The organism is Nocardia sp. NPDC055321 (assembly GCF_053645575.1).
Genome location: NZ_JBSHMS010000011.1, coordinates 191,739 through 206,675, shown reverse-complemented (window position 1 = coordinate 206,675; position 14,937 = coordinate 191,739). Strand labels below are relative to the sequence as shown.

13 protein-coding genes are annotated in these 14,937 nt (G+C 70.2%); 2 read left to right on the top strand and 11 right to left on the bottom strand.

Annotated elements, in window-relative coordinates; all coding sequences use genetic code 11:
- Positions 1–20 precede the first annotated feature (20 nt).
- On the top strand, positions 21–1,670 hold the full coding sequence (locus tag ACWIGI_RS19765; RefSeq protein WP_454203849.1) for an LCP family protein: 1,650 nt from the start codon (positions 21–23) through the stop codon (positions 1,668–1,670).
- 9 nt (positions 1,671–1,679) lie between these two features.
- On the opposite strand, the gene ACWIGI_RS19760 is transcribed toward ACWIGI_RS19765, so the two are convergent.
- The 8 genes from ACWIGI_RS19760 to ACWIGI_RS19725 all read right to left on the bottom strand — a co-directional run bounded on the left by ACWIGI_RS19760 (position 1,680) and on the right by ACWIGI_RS19725 (position 9,444).
- Complete coding sequence (locus tag ACWIGI_RS19760) at positions 1,680–2,414, bottom strand: MmyB family transcriptional regulator (protein ID WP_454203848.1); 735 nt, start codon at positions 2,412–2,414, stop codon at positions 1,680–1,682.
- A 439-nt stretch (positions 2,415–2,853) separates the two neighbouring features.
- Positions 2,854–3,219: a DUF6188 family protein gene (locus tag ACWIGI_RS19755; RefSeq protein ID WP_454203847.1), complete on the bottom strand. Its 366-nt coding sequence runs from the start codon at positions 3,217–3,219 to the stop codon at positions 2,854–2,856.
- Between the two features lie 51 nt (positions 3,220–3,270).
- Complete coding sequence (locus tag ACWIGI_RS19750; protein WP_454203846.1) at positions 3,271–4,314, bottom strand: hypothetical protein; 1,044 nt, start codon at positions 4,312–4,314, stop codon at positions 3,271–3,273.
- Between the two features lie 37 nt (positions 4,315–4,351).
- Positions 4,352–4,873 carry a PspA/IM30 family protein gene (locus ACWIGI_RS19745; protein ID WP_454203845.1) on the bottom strand — a complete coding sequence of 174 codons (522 nt, stop codon included), beginning with the start codon at positions 4,871–4,873 and terminating at the stop codon, positions 4,352–4,354.
- A 77-nt stretch (positions 4,874–4,950) separates the two neighbouring features.
- Complete coding sequence (locus tag ACWIGI_RS19740; RefSeq protein ID WP_454203844.1) at positions 4,951–5,832, bottom strand: short-chain dehydrogenase/reductase; 882 nt, start codon at positions 5,830–5,832, stop codon at positions 4,951–4,953.
- Positions 5,832–7,295: a flavin-containing monooxygenase gene (locus ACWIGI_RS19735; RefSeq protein ID WP_454203913.1), complete on the bottom strand. Its 1,464-nt coding sequence runs from the start codon at positions 7,293–7,295 to the stop codon at positions 5,832–5,834. The genes ACWIGI_RS19740 and ACWIGI_RS19735 overlap by 1 nt, the downstream gene beginning before the upstream one ends.
- A 20-nt stretch (positions 7,296–7,315) precedes the next feature.
- Positions 7,316–8,299 carry a PDR/VanB family oxidoreductase gene (locus ACWIGI_RS19730; RefSeq protein ID WP_454203843.1) on the bottom strand — a complete coding sequence of 328 codons (984 nt, stop codon included), beginning with the start codon at positions 8,297–8,299 and terminating at the stop codon, positions 7,316–7,318.
- 254 nt (positions 8,300–8,553) lie between these two features.
- Positions 8,554–9,444, bottom strand: a complete 891-nt coding sequence (locus ACWIGI_RS19725) for a metal-dependent hydrolase (protein WP_454203842.1) — start codon at positions 9,442–9,444, stop codon at positions 8,554–8,556.
- Between the two features lie 98 nt (positions 9,445–9,542).
- Between ACWIGI_RS19725 and ACWIGI_RS19720 the strand changes: the two genes are divergently transcribed.
- Positions 9,543–10,160: a TetR/AcrR family transcriptional regulator gene (locus tag ACWIGI_RS19720; protein WP_454203841.1), complete on the top strand. Its 618-nt coding sequence runs from the start codon at positions 9,543–9,545 to the stop codon at positions 10,158–10,160.
- A gap of 110 nt (positions 10,161–10,270) precedes the next feature.
- On the opposite strand, the gene ACWIGI_RS19715 is transcribed toward ACWIGI_RS19720, so the two are convergent.
- The 3 genes from ACWIGI_RS19715 to pheS all read right to left on the bottom strand — a co-directional run bounded on the left by ACWIGI_RS19715 (position 10,271) and on the right by pheS (position 14,741).
- Positions 10,271–11,038, bottom strand: a complete 768-nt coding sequence (locus ACWIGI_RS19715; RefSeq protein WP_454203840.1) for an alpha/beta hydrolase — start codon at positions 11,036–11,038, stop codon at positions 10,271–10,273.
- Between the two features lie 97 nt (positions 11,039–11,135).
- Positions 11,136–13,637 carry a phenylalanine--tRNA ligase subunit beta gene (gene pheT, locus ACWIGI_RS19710; RefSeq protein WP_454203839.1) on the bottom strand — a complete coding sequence of 834 codons (2,502 nt, stop codon included), beginning with the start codon at positions 13,635–13,637 and terminating at the stop codon, positions 11,136–11,138.
- Positions 13,638–13,679: 42 nt separating this feature from the next.
- Complete coding sequence (gene pheS, locus ACWIGI_RS19705) at positions 13,680–14,741, bottom strand: phenylalanine--tRNA ligase subunit alpha (RefSeq protein WP_454203838.1); 1,062 nt, start codon at positions 14,739–14,741, stop codon at positions 13,680–13,682.
- Positions 14,742–14,937 lie beyond the last annotated feature (196 nt).

Here is a 14,937-nt window from a genome sequence, read left to right as displayed (position 1 = left end):
CCGGCACACTCGATGGGGCCATGTACGACGACGACACCGCCCCCATCCCGGCCGTCCGCCCCTACTCGCGCGCCCGGCCCGCCGCCGAATCCCGCCGCCGCGCCCCCCGGCGCTCCGAATCCCGGCGCTCCCGCCATGCCCGCCCCGCAGCGCACCGCGGGCCCGGCGCGGGACGCGGGCTACGGACGGCCGGGCGGGTCCTGGCCGCGCTCGCGGCGGTGCTGGTGATGGGCATCACCGGGGCCGGCTGGTACGGGGAGAACAGCCTCGAAGGCGGCTTCGCCCGGTCCGATGTGATCCCCGAGGAGGATCGCAGTCTGGACGGCGACATCAACATCCTGCTCATCGGCCTGGACACCCGTAAGGACCTGGACGGCAACGACCTGCCGAAGGCGATCCTCGACGAACTGCACGCGGGCGACGGCTCCGAGGGCGGCTACAACGCCAATTCACTCATCCTGGTGCATATTCCGAAAGATATGCGCACGATCACCGCGTTCTCCATCCCGCGCGACGACTACGTCGCGGTCAGCGGCATCCCCGGCTACACCAACGTCAAGATCAAGGAGGCGTACGGCCTCAAGAAGTACGCGGTGGAGGAGAAGCTGAAGGCGCAGGGCATGACCGACAAGGTCGAGCTCGAGCGCGAGGGCCGCGAGGCCGGGCGGGCCTCCATCGTGCAGACGGTCAAGGCCCTGACCGGCGTGCCGATCAATCGCTTCGCCGAGGTGTCGCTGGCCGGTTTCTACCACCTGGCCGACGCGCTCGGCGGGGTGGACGTGTGCCTGAACAAAGCGGTCGACGACAGCTACTTCTCCGGCGCGGTGTTCCCCGCCGGGCGCCAGCACCTGGACGCCGGGCAGGCACTGGCCTTCGTCCGTCAGCGACACGGCCTCGAGAACGGCGATCTCGATCGCACGCACCGGCAGCAGGCCTTCCTCACCTCGGTCGCCAATTCGCTGAAATCCAAAGGCACGCTGACCAATCCGGGCAAGCTCAAGGCCCTGATGGATGTGGCGCACCGGGACGTGGTGCTCTCGGACGGCTGGAGCCTGACCGAGTTCATCACCACCCTGGGCCGGGCGGGCTCGCCCACCGTGGAGTTCAACACCCTGCCCGTGCTGCGCTACGACAACATCAACGGCCAGGACGTGAACATCGTCGACCCGGTCGCCATTCGCAAACAGGTCCGGGCCGCGTTCGGCGTCGAGGAGCCGCCGGTGGTGAGCGCGCCGACCACGATGCCGGTGAGCACCCTGGACGTGGTCAACGCGAGTACCACCCGCGGCCTGGCCGCGCAGATCTCCAAGAGCCTGGGGGCCAAGGGGTTTCCGACCGGTGAGGTCTCCACAGCGGACTACGCGGACGGCACCTCCACCGCCGTGCTGTACGGCGTGGGCGCGCAGACCGACGCCGAACAGCTGGCCCGAATGCTCAGCGGGATAACAGCTTCCGCTTCGGACAGCGTCGCCCCGGGCCACGTGCGACTGGTCATCGGCGCCGATTTCGAGGTCCCCGAGGCCCTGGACCCGGCGGCGGACACGACCGGCTCCGGCACGACGACCACCGCGCCCACGACCACGAAGTCCACCACGACGACCTCGGACACCCCCGACGCGGGCAAACCGGTCACCACGACGATCGGTGACGGCATCCCCTGCGTGAACTGAGCGCGGCCGCTACTCCTCGTCCGGGGTCGGCACGAGCGAATAGATGCACCAGTGCCGCCGGGGCAGCTCGAAGCGGAAGATGTGGATGGACATCCGCACCCAGTCGCCGGTATCGGGTGAGCGGACCAGGATCGGGCGGCGCGGGATATCGCTCACCGGAATGTCGGTGCCCCAGAAGTAATCCCACTCCGGGCATTGCTCCCGGAACAGTCGCGTGAGCTCCTCGATCCGTTCCGGCGACAGCAGCCCGGGCGCCGTGAACCGGAAGGCGCGCACGATGAGATGGGTTTCGCGGGCCCAGTCGGCGATGACCTCGCGCGCCCGCGGGTCGAGCAGCATCCACGCCATGACGTTGGCGCCGGGATCCAGGCCGGGGAAGGCGCGGCGGTAGGCGTCGTTGGCGGCCAGCACGTCCAGCGCGGGCATGGTCTGGTAGCAGGCCGGGTACGGCAGGCTGTGCAGGAACGCCAGCTCGGCCGCGTCGGGCGTGCCCTCGTTGTCGACCTGGGAGGTGAGCTCGGGTTGCAGCACCTTGGCGGCGTGATCGCGATACTGCACCGGCACGTCCAGGGCTTCGAAGAGCGCGCCCAGCGCGGTGGAGGTGGGCGGGCGGGTGCCCTGTTCCAGCTTCTGCAGCAGCGCCTCGGACACGCCCGCGCGCTTGGCCAGCTCGGCCCGGGTCAGGCCCGCGGCCTCGCGGCATTCCCGCAGATAGCCGGCGATCGCCAGGTGTGCTTCGGCCATACCCGCTACCTCCAGAAATCGACGACCACGAAGAATCTACCGCCCGGTCCGCGGCTGTTCCGGATCGCGCATTACCCGCCCCGGGCAGCAACGCCAAACTGGGCGACTGGGACAAATTGGGACAGGCCTTCGCCTTGACGGTGGGCCGGTGAAATCGCGATGCTCTCCAAGCCGTGCAGTGCTGTTCCGAGCCGTGCAGTGCTGTTCGGCGACACCGGATGCCGGCGGAGGGGACGGCACGAAGGTCCGCGCGCATCGCCGATCACGATGCGCGCCGGTTTCGTGCCGCGGGGTATCCGACACGATGGGCCGGGATGGCCCGCCGTGCGTATCGACCCGCGGTCGGTGGTGCAACGCCGCCCTACCGACCGCGGATCGACGCGTACGGCTCCGGAGCCGCCGACGTGCCCTCGGGGAGCAGCGGCCGGCGCCGCCGGGATCAGGCGCCCGGCCAGACGGCGAGTTCGCCGCCGGGCATGCACACCACCAGATAGCGGCCCGGATCGGTGACGGTCCAGGCTTCGAAGAAGCGGTCGGGCTCGACCACCAGGCGGTGCCCGGTGTCCAGGTCGATCCGCAGCTCACCGTCGGATTCGACGGTGGCGGTGACGATCACGCCGTGCACGGCCTCGGCGAGGTCGTCGACCCGGGTCTCCCCCGCGAGCCGATGCGAGACCGAACCGGCGGCGCGGTGCACCACCAGCTCGCTCTCCACGCGAATCTCGTACACGCCCGCGGTCAACACGATGACGTGCGGCCCCGAGGACCGCACCCGTAGCTGTTCTCCGGTGATCGGCAGGTCCATCGGTCGCCTCCCGCGGGTCGGCCGCCCCGGCGCTGCCGGGGCGGCACAGGGTTACTTGGTCGCCTCCGTCAGGACACCGATGACCTGATCGGAGAGGAAGAAGGGCTCGAGCCGCTCGCGAACGAGCTTGGCCAGCACGCCGTTCCGCTTGGCGGCGTCGACCACGGCGGGCCCGTAGCGCAGGATCTCGCCGGCGATGTCGTCGCCGGACAGCCCCAGCTCGGGCAGGATCGCGGCCAGGGTGTGGTCGCCGTACTTCTCGAAGAAGACCTCGACGCCCTGATCGAGAAGGACGCCGAAGTACTCCTTCTCGCGGGTGGTGAGCGCGATGCGGTAGATGATGAGCGCCAGGTCCTTCAGATCCTGCTGCGTGAGGTAGTCGCGCAGCCCGCTCACCGGCTCACCGGCGTGCAGGTCCCAGAACTCCATCGCGGCGTCGTGCACGGGCGCGTCGCGCAGCATCTCGCGAATGGCGTTGTTGGTCCGCTTGAGCGCGAATTGCGCGCCCTTACCGGCCATCTCGCCGAGGAAGGTGCCGTCGCCGGTGGCCTTCTCGGCGGCCTTGGCCGCGGACTTGGCGGCGGAGGTGCCGAACGAGACCAGCGAGCCCAGGCCCGGGATCTTGTTCGCCATCTGCCGGTTGCTCTCCATGAAGTCCGAGATCAGCTTGTCCACGAACTTGGAGGCGACGGTCGCGACCAGCGGGCTCTCGGTGAGCCGCTCCAGGATGCGTTCCTGGGCCTGGTGCATGGCGAAGATCTTCTCCAGCAGCGCCTCGACCGGCTCGCGATCGACGACGTCACCGAGGGTGTAGTCGTTGTTCGCGGCGATGTCGTCGTACAGCGCGGGGGCCAGCGCCCCGACCATCTCCCCGAGCACGGGGCTGCCGCCGATCAGATCCACGATCTTGCCGACGGTCTCCTTGGCCTGCTCGACCTCGACCACGTCGCGGAAGACGATGGTGTCGGCGACGCCGATCACCGCCTCCACGTCGCGGGCGATCACCTCGGCGAAGCGGTCCCCGGTCACCTCGGCGACAACGAAGTCCACCTGCAGGTCCAGCAGCCGTTCGGCGATTTCGCGCGGCTCGGTCATACGATTCCACCCATCGTGTCGAAGCGGAGGGCCGGAATCAGTCGGAATCGTTGCCGTGCACCGACTTTCGAATCTGTTCCAGACGCTCCCGCGCGGCTTTCTCCCGCGCGTCCCACTGTTCGTCGACGCTGCGGCCCACCGGTGTCTGCCGATCGAGTTCGTTCATCCCCTGGGCGGTGCCGTAGCGCTGCTCGACCTTATCCCGAACTGACTCGAAAGTAGGGACACCACTGTTCGTATATCCGCCGATCCCCGGTGAGCTGGGCATACCCGTCGGCGGTACCGGTCCGCCGGTGACCATCGCACCCAGTTCGACCTGCCCGAATGTATCCGGAACCGCGGGCCCCGCGCTCGATGGCGGGATGTCCGAGGACAGATCCGTGTCCGGAGTCACATCGGTGACGCCGGGGGAATGACCGACGGTCGCGGCCACCGCGATCGCCACCGCGTGCAGCTCGGCGAGCCCGGCCCGGCCGTCGGTGGCCGCGCCCACCACCGCCGCGAGCTCGGCATCGCTCAGACCCGCCAATTGCGCCGCCAGATTACTGGAATCGCTCATATCGACCAGGCTACGCAGCCGGGCCGCGCACTCGCCGGAAATCCGCCGGGCCTGCGGTTTCGCGGCCCGGCGGCGTCTCAGAAGCGCACCCGGCGCTGTTCGACCCGGCGCAGCAGATCGTGCACCCGGGGATCGGCGGTCAGCGCCCGATCCAGGGCCACGTTCACCAGGCCGCGCAGCATCGCGTACGGCATCCAGCCCAGCGGCGCGATGGTGCGCGGGGCCCGGCTCTCGATGCCGTCGGCGATGATCTCGGCCGCGCGTTCGGAGCTGATCCGCACGCTCAGCGGCCAGGGCAGCAGATCGTCCAGCTCGGCGCCGAGTTCGTCGCGATCGAGGGTGGCCCGGGTCATCTCGGTCTGCACGATGCCGAAGTAGGCGATGCCCGCGGTCGCGCCGAAGGGCGCGAGTTCGACCCGCAGCGCGCGCCCGAGTTGCTCCACCGCCGCCTTGCTGATCATGTACGGCGCACCGGCCATGCCGGGGGCGAAGGCGGCGCACGAGGACACCACCACCACGTGCCCGCGCGCGTTCACGATGTGGTCCAGCGCCGGGCGCACGGTGTTGAACACACCGGTGAGATTCACCCCGAGCACCCGATCGAATTCCGCGCCGTCCATGGTGCGCAGGGTGGCCGGGCGCGGCACCACGCCGGCGTTGGCGACCACCACGTCCAGGGTGCCGAAGTGTTCGACGGCGCGAATCACGGCCTGGCGCATGGCATCTCGATCAACCACGTCGGCGGCGACCGCCAGGGCGCGCTTGCCGAGCCGGTGCGCCATGGCATCGACGGCGTGCCGGTCGATGTCCACCAGCACCACGCGCGCGCCGCGCTCGTGCAGCAGCAGGGCCAGGTCGTGCCCGATGCCCTGGCCCGCCCCGGTGATGAGCACCGTCTGCCCGTTGACCCGATTCGCGGCGGGCGAATTGGGGGACAGCAGTCCCAGCAATGACAACATCACGTGCTCACCTCGTAGGATTCACTGTCGAATGCGGCTGTGCGACGACGATATTGGAAGCTCCAGTTGGGGTAGAGCCCGGCATTGAGTCCGTCGGCGGTGGTGTAGTAGCTCTGGCAGCCGCCGGTGAGCCAGACCGTGGCGGTGCTGCGGCGCGCCATCTCCGCCAGGAACGCCTGCTGCACCCGGGGACGGACCTCCACGCGACGGGCTCCGGTGGCGCGCAACTGCTTCAGAGCGTCGACGATGTAGGCGATCTGGGACTCGATCATGAAGATGGCGGACTGGTTGCCCGCCGCCCCGAACGGGCCGAGCGTGCAGAAGAAGTTCGGGAATCCGGCGACCGCCACACCCAGGTAGCTCTGCGGCTGCTTGTCGTAGAGCTGGGCCAGGCTGCGGCCGTCGGTTCCGATGTAGCTGTCGTACGCGGTGGGGATGGAGGTGAATCCGGTGCCGAACACGATCGTGTCGACCTCGTGTTCGGTGCCGTCGCGCAGCACGATGGAGTGCGGGCGCACCTCGGCGATGCCGGTGGTGATCACCTCCACGTTGGGCTGGTCCAGGGCCGGGAAGTAGGCGTCGGAGAATATGGCGCGCTTGCAGCCGATGACGTAGTCGGGCAGCAGTTTCGCGCGCAGGGCCCGATCGCGGACCTGGCGTTGCAGCTGCCAGCGGCCCAGCGCCTCGTAGGGGTGACGGAACCGCTGATCGACCAGGGAGATGAGCCCGAAGGTCTCGATGGCGGAATAGAAGCCACCGCGAATCAGGCGCTGGGCCAGCGGAACACGTTCGAGCAGCAGGCGCTCGAGGCCCGAGGTGTGCCGGTCCATGCGCGGCACGATCCAGGGCGCGGACCGCTGGAACAGCAGCAGCTCACGCACGCGGGGCTGGATCTCCGGCACGAACTGCACCGCGGACGCGCCGGTGCCGATGACCGCGACCCGCTCGCCGGTCAGGTCGTGGTCGTGGTCCCAGTGCAGGGAGTGGAAAGCCTTGCCCTCGAACGTCTCCAGGCCCGGCAGCGCGGGGTACTTGGCCTCGGCGAAGATGCCGGTGGCCGAGAGCAGGAAGTCCGCGGTGAGCGGGCCGTGACTGGTGGCCAGGTGCCAGTGGCACTCGTCCTCGTCCCAGCGCGCGTGCAACAGCTCGACGCCGAAGCGCATGTGCCGCAGCACATCGTGCTCGGTCGCCACCGCCCGCAGGTACTCCAGGATCTCGCGCTGCTGCCCGTAGGTGCGCGACCACTTGGGGTTCGGCGCGAACGAGTAGCTGTACAGGTGCGACGGCACGTCGCAGGCCGCGCCCGGATAGGTGTTGGCCTGCCAGGTGCCACCGAGGTCATCGGCCCGCTCGAGGATCACCAGATCCTCGAATCCCGCCTCGCGCAGCTTGATCGACAGCCCGATGCCGCCGAACCCGGCGCCGATGATGACGATGGGCGTGTGTTCGACCGTGGAGGTCATCGCCTTGGAGTTCCCTTCGCTCACAGATCGACCACCAGTTCGTCGCCGGCCGCGCGCGAGACGCACAGCAGCATGCGCCGCGCCCGTGCCGATTCCGGGAGCAGCCGATCGCGATGATCGATCGCCCCGGCGAGCACCCCGACCTCGCACGAGCCGCAGAAGCCCTGCTGGCAGGAGTAGGCCACATCGGGCAGCTGCCGCCGGACCGCGCTCAGCGCGGTCTCGTCCGCGCCCACCCGCAGGGTCCGCCCGCTGCGACGCAGGGTGAGATCGAATTCCCGGCCGCCGACCACCGGGAGCGCCGAAAAGCGTTCGGTGTGCAGCGAACCGGTGGGATTGAGTTCGAACATGCACGCCTGGGCGGCGGCCAGCATGGGCGGCGGTCCGCACACGTACACGGCCGCCCCCGGCGCGGCCGTGGCGATCAGGGCGGCCACGTCCGGCGGACCGTGCTCCTCGTCCGCGAGCACCAGCGCGTCCGGGACGAGATCCCGGAACGGCATGGAGTCGAGCGAGCGCCCGGTGTAGACCAACCGCCCCCGTGATCCGGCCGCGAGCGCCATCGGCAGGATCGGCGTGATACCGATGCCACCCGCCAGGAACAGGTAGGACGGCGCGTCCACGAGGGTGAAGGCGTTGCGCGGCCCGCGAATTCGCAGCCGGTCCCCCACCCACAGCGCGTCGTGGATCTCGGCCGAGCCGCTGCCGTCCGGAATCCGCCGCACCGCGATGCGATACCGGTAGCGGTCTGCCGGATCACCGCACAGCGAGTACTGCCGCTGCTTACCCGAGGGCAGAAAGACATCCAGGTGCGCGCCGGGCCGCCAACTCGGCAGCGGCCGGCGATCGGCGGCGTAGAGCGACAGACTCACCACCCCGTCCGCCTCGATCGTGCGCGCGCCGACGACCATGTCCAGGTCGAATCCGCCGCGCCGCACCGGATTCGAGCGCGAGAGCACGGGGGCGGCGGGGCCGGAGACGAAGACCTTCAGGTACGCGTCCATCACCGAGCCGAGCAGCCGGAGCCCGGCCCCCGGACCCGTCGTTCTCGGCGCCGCCGGCCCGGATCCGGCAGGCGCCGCGGAACGGCTCGCACCCGGCGTCGCCGCCCCGCAACTTCCGTCCGCGGCAGGAACGTGGGGACCGACCGCGGTCCTGCCCCGCATCGCATCCACGCGACCGCCTCGCGGTGTCGCGACGCCGCTCGCGCCCGTCCCGGCCGCACCGTCGAGTCCGTGCTCCGCGGGTGCGCCCGCCATCACCGGGCCGCCCGGGCCGCGGGCGAGTGGGCGAGGTAGCGCAGCGCGTTGTCCATCGGGCCCAGCTGCGAAGGGTGGAAGCCGGGGCGGAGGTAGCGGGGCAGCTCGGTGAAAAAGACTGTCCAGCTGGGGATTACGCCGCGCTTGGTGGCGTCGAGGAACTGCCGGGCCCAGGAGCGGCCCTTGTCCGGGGTCGGGTCCTTGCGGTACAGGTAGCCCGCGGAGACGATGAACAGCGGCAGCAGGGTCGCGCTGGCCAGGACGGCGGTGCGCGCCTTGCGCGCGTAACTCCCGTCCACGTGCATGAAGGCGTCGTAGACGACGCTGCGGTGCTCGACCTCTTCCGCGCCGTGCCAGCGCACCAGATCGAGCATGGCCGGGTGCATGCCCTTGGCCTCGAGGATGTCGGCTTCCAGGAGCCATTCGCCGAGCACGGCGGTGTAGTGCTCCATGCCGGCGAACAGCCCGAGCCGTTCCTTGAGCCATTCCTGCTTGGCCCGCCCGGCGAGTCCGTGGTCGCCGAGGATCCGGTCCACCAGCCAGGCGATGGCGTCGACGTAGGTATCGACGTCGAGGCCGATGTCACGCAGGTGATTGCGCGCGGCCTCGTGCGAACTGGCGTGCATGGATTCCTGGCCGACGAACCCGGTGACCTCCTCCCGCAAGCGCTCGTCGTCGATGTACGGCAGTGCTTCGGCGAGCGCGGCGGCCATGGCGCGCTCCCCTTCCGGCAGCACCAGGTGCATCACATTGACGATGTGCGTGGCCAGGGCCTCGCCCGGAATGTAGTGCATGGGAACGGATTCGAAGTCGAAGTGCACGTCTCGCGGGGCGATGGCGTGTGCTTCGTCGCGGTACTGGCGCCTCGTCGCGCCGTCCTGATCGACCATGTGTCGAACCGTACAGTGCAACAATTTCTATTGCAATGTTGCAGCAACAGATTGCCTCAAATTGTTGCAGTTCGCCCCGGTTTTGCTAGCGTTGAACCGTGCCGAACGCCTCGAACACCCCCGCGAGCCGCATTACGGACGATGACCGGACCCTGATCCTGGACGCCGCGCTGCGCCAATTCGAACGCGTCGGGGTCAAGAAGACGACCCTGGAAGACGTCGCCCGCGAAGCCGGCGTCGATCGGGTGACGGTCTACCGCCGCATCGGCTCGCGCGACGACCTCGTGCAGGCGGTGTTCAATCGCGAGGTGGGCCTGGTGCTCACCGACCTGGCGCGGATCCCCGAACTCCACGACACCCTCGACGGGATGCTCGTCGAGCTGTTCCTCGGGGTGCTGACGCACTGGCGCGAACACCCGGTGGCCACCCGCATGCTCGCCCTCGAACCCGACCGCGTGCTGACCAAGCTCAGCGTCGAGGGCAGCGAGGTGTTCACCCTCGCCGTGAGCGCCACCGCCGCGCTGCTGGAGAACGCGGTGGAACGCGGACTGCTCGCCCCCGCCGACGATCTGACCACGCGCGCGGAAATCGTGTGCCGCCTGGTGCATTCGCTGATCCTGCTGCCCCACGCCACGATCGCGCTGGACAGCCGCGAACAGATCACGGAGTTCGCGCGGCGTTATCTGCTGCCGATCGTGGATCCCGCCCACCACTGAACCGACACCGTGATCGCGCGGGATTCAGTGCGGCAGGGTGCTTTTCGGGCGCGATTCCCGGCGCGGTGTCATGCCGGGCACCGACGAACCGAGCCGAACTTCACACGCCGTTACGCCGCACCGAGCGTGGCGCGCACCCACCGCGCCAACGCTCCCGACCAGCCGGGAATCGCGACCAGGTCGTTGTGGCCGCCGCCCGGATAGATGATGAGCTCCTTGGGTTCCGGGGCCGCGGCGTACAGCGCGTGCCCCATCCGCACCGGCAGCAGGTCATCGGCGTCGCCGTGCATGACCAGCACCGGACAGCGCAGCCGGCGGATGCGCTCGATGCTGGGATAGGCGTTGGGCACGAACATCTTCGGCAGGAACGGGTACACCGCCCCGGCGGCGTCGCGCAGTCCGGTGAAGGTGGACATCAGCACCATGGCGGCGGGCTGATGGGCCGTGGCCAACTCCAGGAGCACTCCCCCACCGAGCGACTTCCCCAGGTACACAACCCTTTCGGGATCGACGCCCGGCCGGGCCAGCAGCGCTTCGCGGGCGGCGCGGGCGTCGAGGTACGTACCCCGTTCCCCGGGCCGACCGGTGCTGCGCCCGAATCCGCGATAGTCGAACACCAGCACGTCGAACCCCGCCGCCGACAACATCGCCAGGATCGGTGACCGGTCCCCGATGTTGCCCGCGTTGCCGTGCGCGAACAGCAGGTGCCCCAGCGGTTCTCCGGCCGCGCGCACGAACCAGGCGTTGACCGTCTCCCCGTCCGCGGTCGGCAGGTACAGGTCCTCGTACGCCAGCCCGAACCGCTCGGGCGTCAGGAGCACCCGACGGTCGGGGTGATAGGTCAGCGCGTTGAGCACGGGGGTCGCCGGATGTCGCATGTCTCTTCCTACCTCGCCGAACGGTGATGGCCCGCCGCGACACCCGAAGGCGCTCGCGACGGGCCATCGCCCGGGTTCGAACTATCCGCGCGGCACGCTATCCGCGCAGCACCGCGCCCACCGCGTCGGCCGCGGCGGCGACCGCGGCGTCGCGGGCCGCGCTGGCCTCGTCCTCGGTCAGGGTCCGGTCACCGGCCCGGAAGCGCAGCGCGTAGGTCAGGGACTTGCGGCCCTCACCGGCCTGCGCGCCCTCGTACACGTCGAAGAGCGAGATCTTCTCGAGCAGCTCGCCCGCGCCGGTGCGCAGCGCCGACTCCACCGACGCGGCCGGAACCGACTTCGCGACGCTCACCGACACGTCCTGCAGCACCGCCGGGAAGGCGGAAACCACGGGGGCCGGGCGCAATTCGCGCACCGGCAGGGCGTCCAGGTCGATCTCCACGGCGCAGGTGCGCGGCGGCAGGCCCGAACGCTCGAGCACCGCCGGGTGCAGCTCGCCGGCGTGACCGACCACGACGCCGTCCACGAGCAGTTCCGCGCAGCGGCCCGGATGCCAGGGCAGGTACGCCGCGGCCCGGCGCTCGATGACCACGTTGGCGGCGTCGGCGACAGCGTCCACGAGCGCGAACGCGTCGCTCGCCTCGACGGCCCGGCCCGGACCCCACGGGCCCTTCGCCTCCCGGCGGCCGGTCAGCACCACCGCGATCTGCACCGGCTGCTGCGGCAGCGACTCCTCCAGGACGGCGATCTCCGCCTCGGTGGGCCGCCGGTCCACCGGCAGCAGCCCGACCGGCGCGGTCTTCGGCGTGGCCCGCACGACCTGTGCGATGCCGTAGATGGCGAGGTCGCGCTCACCGCGAGAGATGTTGCGGGCGGCCACTTCCAGCAGTCCGGGCAGCAGGGTGGAGGCCAGCTCGGGGCGATCCGCGTCCAGCGGGTTGAGCACGCGCAGGGTCCGGCGGCGCACGTCGTCCTGCGGCAGCCCCCAGGTGTCGAAGACCTCGCGGGACATGAAGACCGGCGGCGGCACCTCGACGCAGCCCTCGAACGCGAGGGCCCGGCTCACCGCGCGGCGGCGGCGCTGCTCGGCGGTGAGGCCGCGACCGGCCGGGGCGGCGGGCAGCACCGACGGGATCTTGTCCAGGCCCTCCAGGCGCAGCACCTCCTCCACCAGGTCGGCGGGCTGGGTGAGGTCGGGCCGCCAGCTCGGCGGGGTCACCGCCAGCTGCGGGTGGCCGGCGTCGCTGACCCCGACCTCGACCGCGCAGCCCACCTGCTGCAGACGGCGCAGGGCGGCGCCCGGCTCGTAGTGCACGCCCGCGACGCGGTCGGCCAGGTCGATGTCCATGGTGATGACCGGCGCGGCCGGAACCGGCACCCGCACATCGGTGAGCACGGATTCGACCGTGCCACCGGCGATCTCGGCGAGCAGGGTGGCGGCGCGGTCGAGCGCGACGATGTTGATCTCGGGGTCGACCACGCGCTCGAAGCGACGGCTCGCCTCCGAGCCCAGCTTGTGCCGGCGCGCGGTGCGGGCCACGGCGATCGGGTTCCAGGTGGCGGCCTCGAGCACGATGTCGACCGATTCCGCGCCGACCTCGGTGCTCGCGCCGCCCATGATCCCGGCGAGGGAGATGACGCCGGACTCGTCGGCGATCACCACGTCCTCGGCGTCGAGGGTGCGCTCGACCTCGTCCAGGGTGCGCAGGGTCTCGCCCGTGCGGGCACGGCGAACCACGAGTCCGCCCGACACCTTGGCGGCGTCGAACGCGTGCAGCGGCTGGCCCAGTTCGAGCATGACGTAGTTGGTGACGTCGACCGCCGGGGAGATCGGGCGCACGCCCGAGAGCAGCAGCCGGCGCTGCAACCACCACGGGCTCAACGCCTTCGGGTCGACGCCGGTCACCCGGCGCACCGCGAAACGGGTGCACAGCGACTCGGGCTCGAGCGTGACGGGCCAGGCCGGGTCCTCGGAGTCCGGCAGCAGGCGCACGGCCGGATCGCCGTACTCCAGATCGAATCCGCAGGCCAGTTCCCGGGCGAGACCGCGCGCGGAGAAGGCGTAGCCGCGGTCCGGGGTGATGGCCAGTTCGATGACGGTGTCGTCCAGGCCCAGCAACACGTTGGCGTCGGCGCCGGGTTCGGCGGTGCCGGGGCGCAGCACGAGGATGCCGTTGGCGTCCTTGCCGATGCCGAGTTCGGCGACCGAGCAGATCATGCCGTTGCTGGTGTGCCCGTAGGTCTTCCGGGAAGTGATCTTGAAACCGCCGGGCAGCACGCCACCCGGCAGGATCACCACGACCAGATCGCCGACCGCGAAATTACTTGCGCCGCAGACGATCTCCTGGAGCTCCGGATTGCCGACGTCGACCTTGCAGAAACGGATCGGCTTCTTGAACTCGGTCAGCTCGGTGATCTCGGCGACCCGGCCCACCACCAGCGGGCGCTCGATGTCGCCGCCGATCCGCTCGAGCGCGGCGACCTCCTCGACCTCCAGGCCGACCCGGACGAAACCCGCGTCGAGCTCGTCCGGCGTCACCGACCACTCGGGGGTGGTGCGCTGCAGGATTTCCGTCAGCCAGGACTGCGCTACTCGCACTTGACGTTTCGCTTTCCGTGTTCAGGGGATGGGATGGTGGGCTCAGGACTGGATGCCGAAGGGCAGCGTGAAGCGCACGTCGCCCTCGACGATGTCGCGCATGTCCGGCAGTCCGTTGCGGAACTGCAGGGTGCGCTCCAGACCCATGCCGAACGCGAATCCGGAGTACTCCTCCGGATCGATCCCACTGGCGATGAGCACCTTCGGGTTGACCATGCCGCAGCCGCCCCACTCGACCCAGCCCGGGCCGCCCTTCTTGTCCTCGAACCACACGTCGACCTCGGCCGAGGGCTCGGTGAAGGGGAAGAAGCTCGGCCGCATGCGGGTGGTGGTGTTCGGGCCGAAGAGCGAGCGGGCGAAGGAGTCCAGGGTGCCCTTGAGGTGCGCCATGGTCAGGCCCTTGTCTATGGCCAGACCCTCGATCTGCGAGAAGACCGGGGTGTGGGTGGCGTCGAGCTCGTCGGTGCGGAAGGTCCGGCCCGGGCAGACCACGTAGATCGGCAGCTCGCGCGTGAGCATGGACCGCACCTGCACCGGGGAGGTGTGGGTGCGCAGCACCTGCCGCGAGCCCTCGGGCGCGATGTGGAAGGTGTCCTGCATCGTGCGCGCGGGGTGGTCGGGCAGGAAGTTCAGGGCGTCGAAGTTGAAGTGCTCGGTCTCGACCTCGGGACCCTCGGCGACCTCCCAGCCCATACCGACGAAGACGTCGGCCACGCGCTCGGAGAGCACGGCGATGGGGTGGCGCGCGCCGGGCGCGGCGCGGCGGGCGGTCACGGTCACGTCGATGGCCTCGGCGACCAGCACGGCGGCGTCGCGTTCGGCGAGCAGCTCGGCGTTGCGGCCCTCATACGCCTGCGACACCCGCTGACGGGCGACGTTGACGAGCTTGCCCGCGTCGGCCTTCTGGTCCTTGGGCAGCGTGCCCAGCGAGCGCTGCGCCAGCGAGATCGGCGACTTGCCGCCCATGTGCTCGGTCTTGGCGCTCGCGAGCGCCTCCAGGTCGGCGGCAGCGGCGAACGCCTTCTCAGCGGCCTCCGCGGCGGCGGCGAGGGATTCCTCGGTCAACGCCACACTCTGCTCGGCACGGTCGATGTCGTCGGCCACGATGGTTCGTCACTCCCCTGGCTGGTACGGGTCGGGCGGTTTGCCGCCCCCATTCTTGCTGGTCGAATCGTAGTCGTTGTACTCAGCCCACTTCACATCGTTTTCCCCCAGGCAGCGCGGGTCCCGGCGGCGTGGGAGCGGCCCGCCCCGCCCAAGACCGGGCGGGCCGAAACCAAACCAGGGGGGAAGTGTAGCG

What these genes read in the sequence shown, in the direction of transcription:
- ACWIGI_RS19765 (WP_454203849.1), top strand. Translation starts at nt 21, where the DNA reads ATGTACGACGACGACACCGCCCCCATCCCGGCCGTCCGCCCCTACTCG.
- ACWIGI_RS19760 (WP_454203848.1), bottom strand. Translation starts at nt 2,414, where the DNA reads ATGGCCGAAGCACACCTGGCGATCGCCGGCTATCTGCGGGAATGCCGC.
- ACWIGI_RS19755 (WP_454203847.1), bottom strand. Translation starts at nt 3,219, where the DNA reads ATGGACCTGCCGATCACCGGAGAACAGCTACGGGTGCGGTCCTCGGGG.
- ACWIGI_RS19750 (WP_454203846.1), bottom strand. Translation starts at nt 4,314, where the DNA reads ATGACCGAGCCGCGCGAAATCGCCGAACGGCTGCTGGACCTGCAGGTG.
- ACWIGI_RS19745 (WP_454203845.1), bottom strand. Translation starts at nt 4,873, where the DNA reads ATGAGCGATTCCAGTAATCTGGCGGCGCAATTGGCGGGTCTGAGCGAT.
- ACWIGI_RS19740 (WP_454203844.1), bottom strand. Translation starts at nt 5,832, where the DNA reads ATGTTGTCATTGCTGGGACTGCTGTCCCCCAATTCGCCCGCCGCGAAT.
- ACWIGI_RS19735 (WP_454203913.1), bottom strand. Translation starts at nt 7,295, where the DNA reads ATGACCTCCACGGTCGAACACACGCCCATCGTCATCATCGGCGCCGGG.
- ACWIGI_RS19730 (WP_454203843.1), bottom strand. Translation starts at nt 8,299, where the DNA reads ATGGACGCGTACCTGAAGGTCTTCGTCTCCGGCCCCGCCGCCCCCGTG.
- ACWIGI_RS19725 (WP_454203842.1), bottom strand. Translation starts at nt 9,444, where the DNA reads ATGGTCGATCAGGACGGCGCGACGAGGCGCCAGTACCGCGACGAAGCA.
- ACWIGI_RS19715 (WP_454203840.1), bottom strand. Translation starts at nt 11,038, where the DNA reads ATGCGACATCCGGCGACCCCCGTGCTCAACGCGCTGACCTATCACCCC.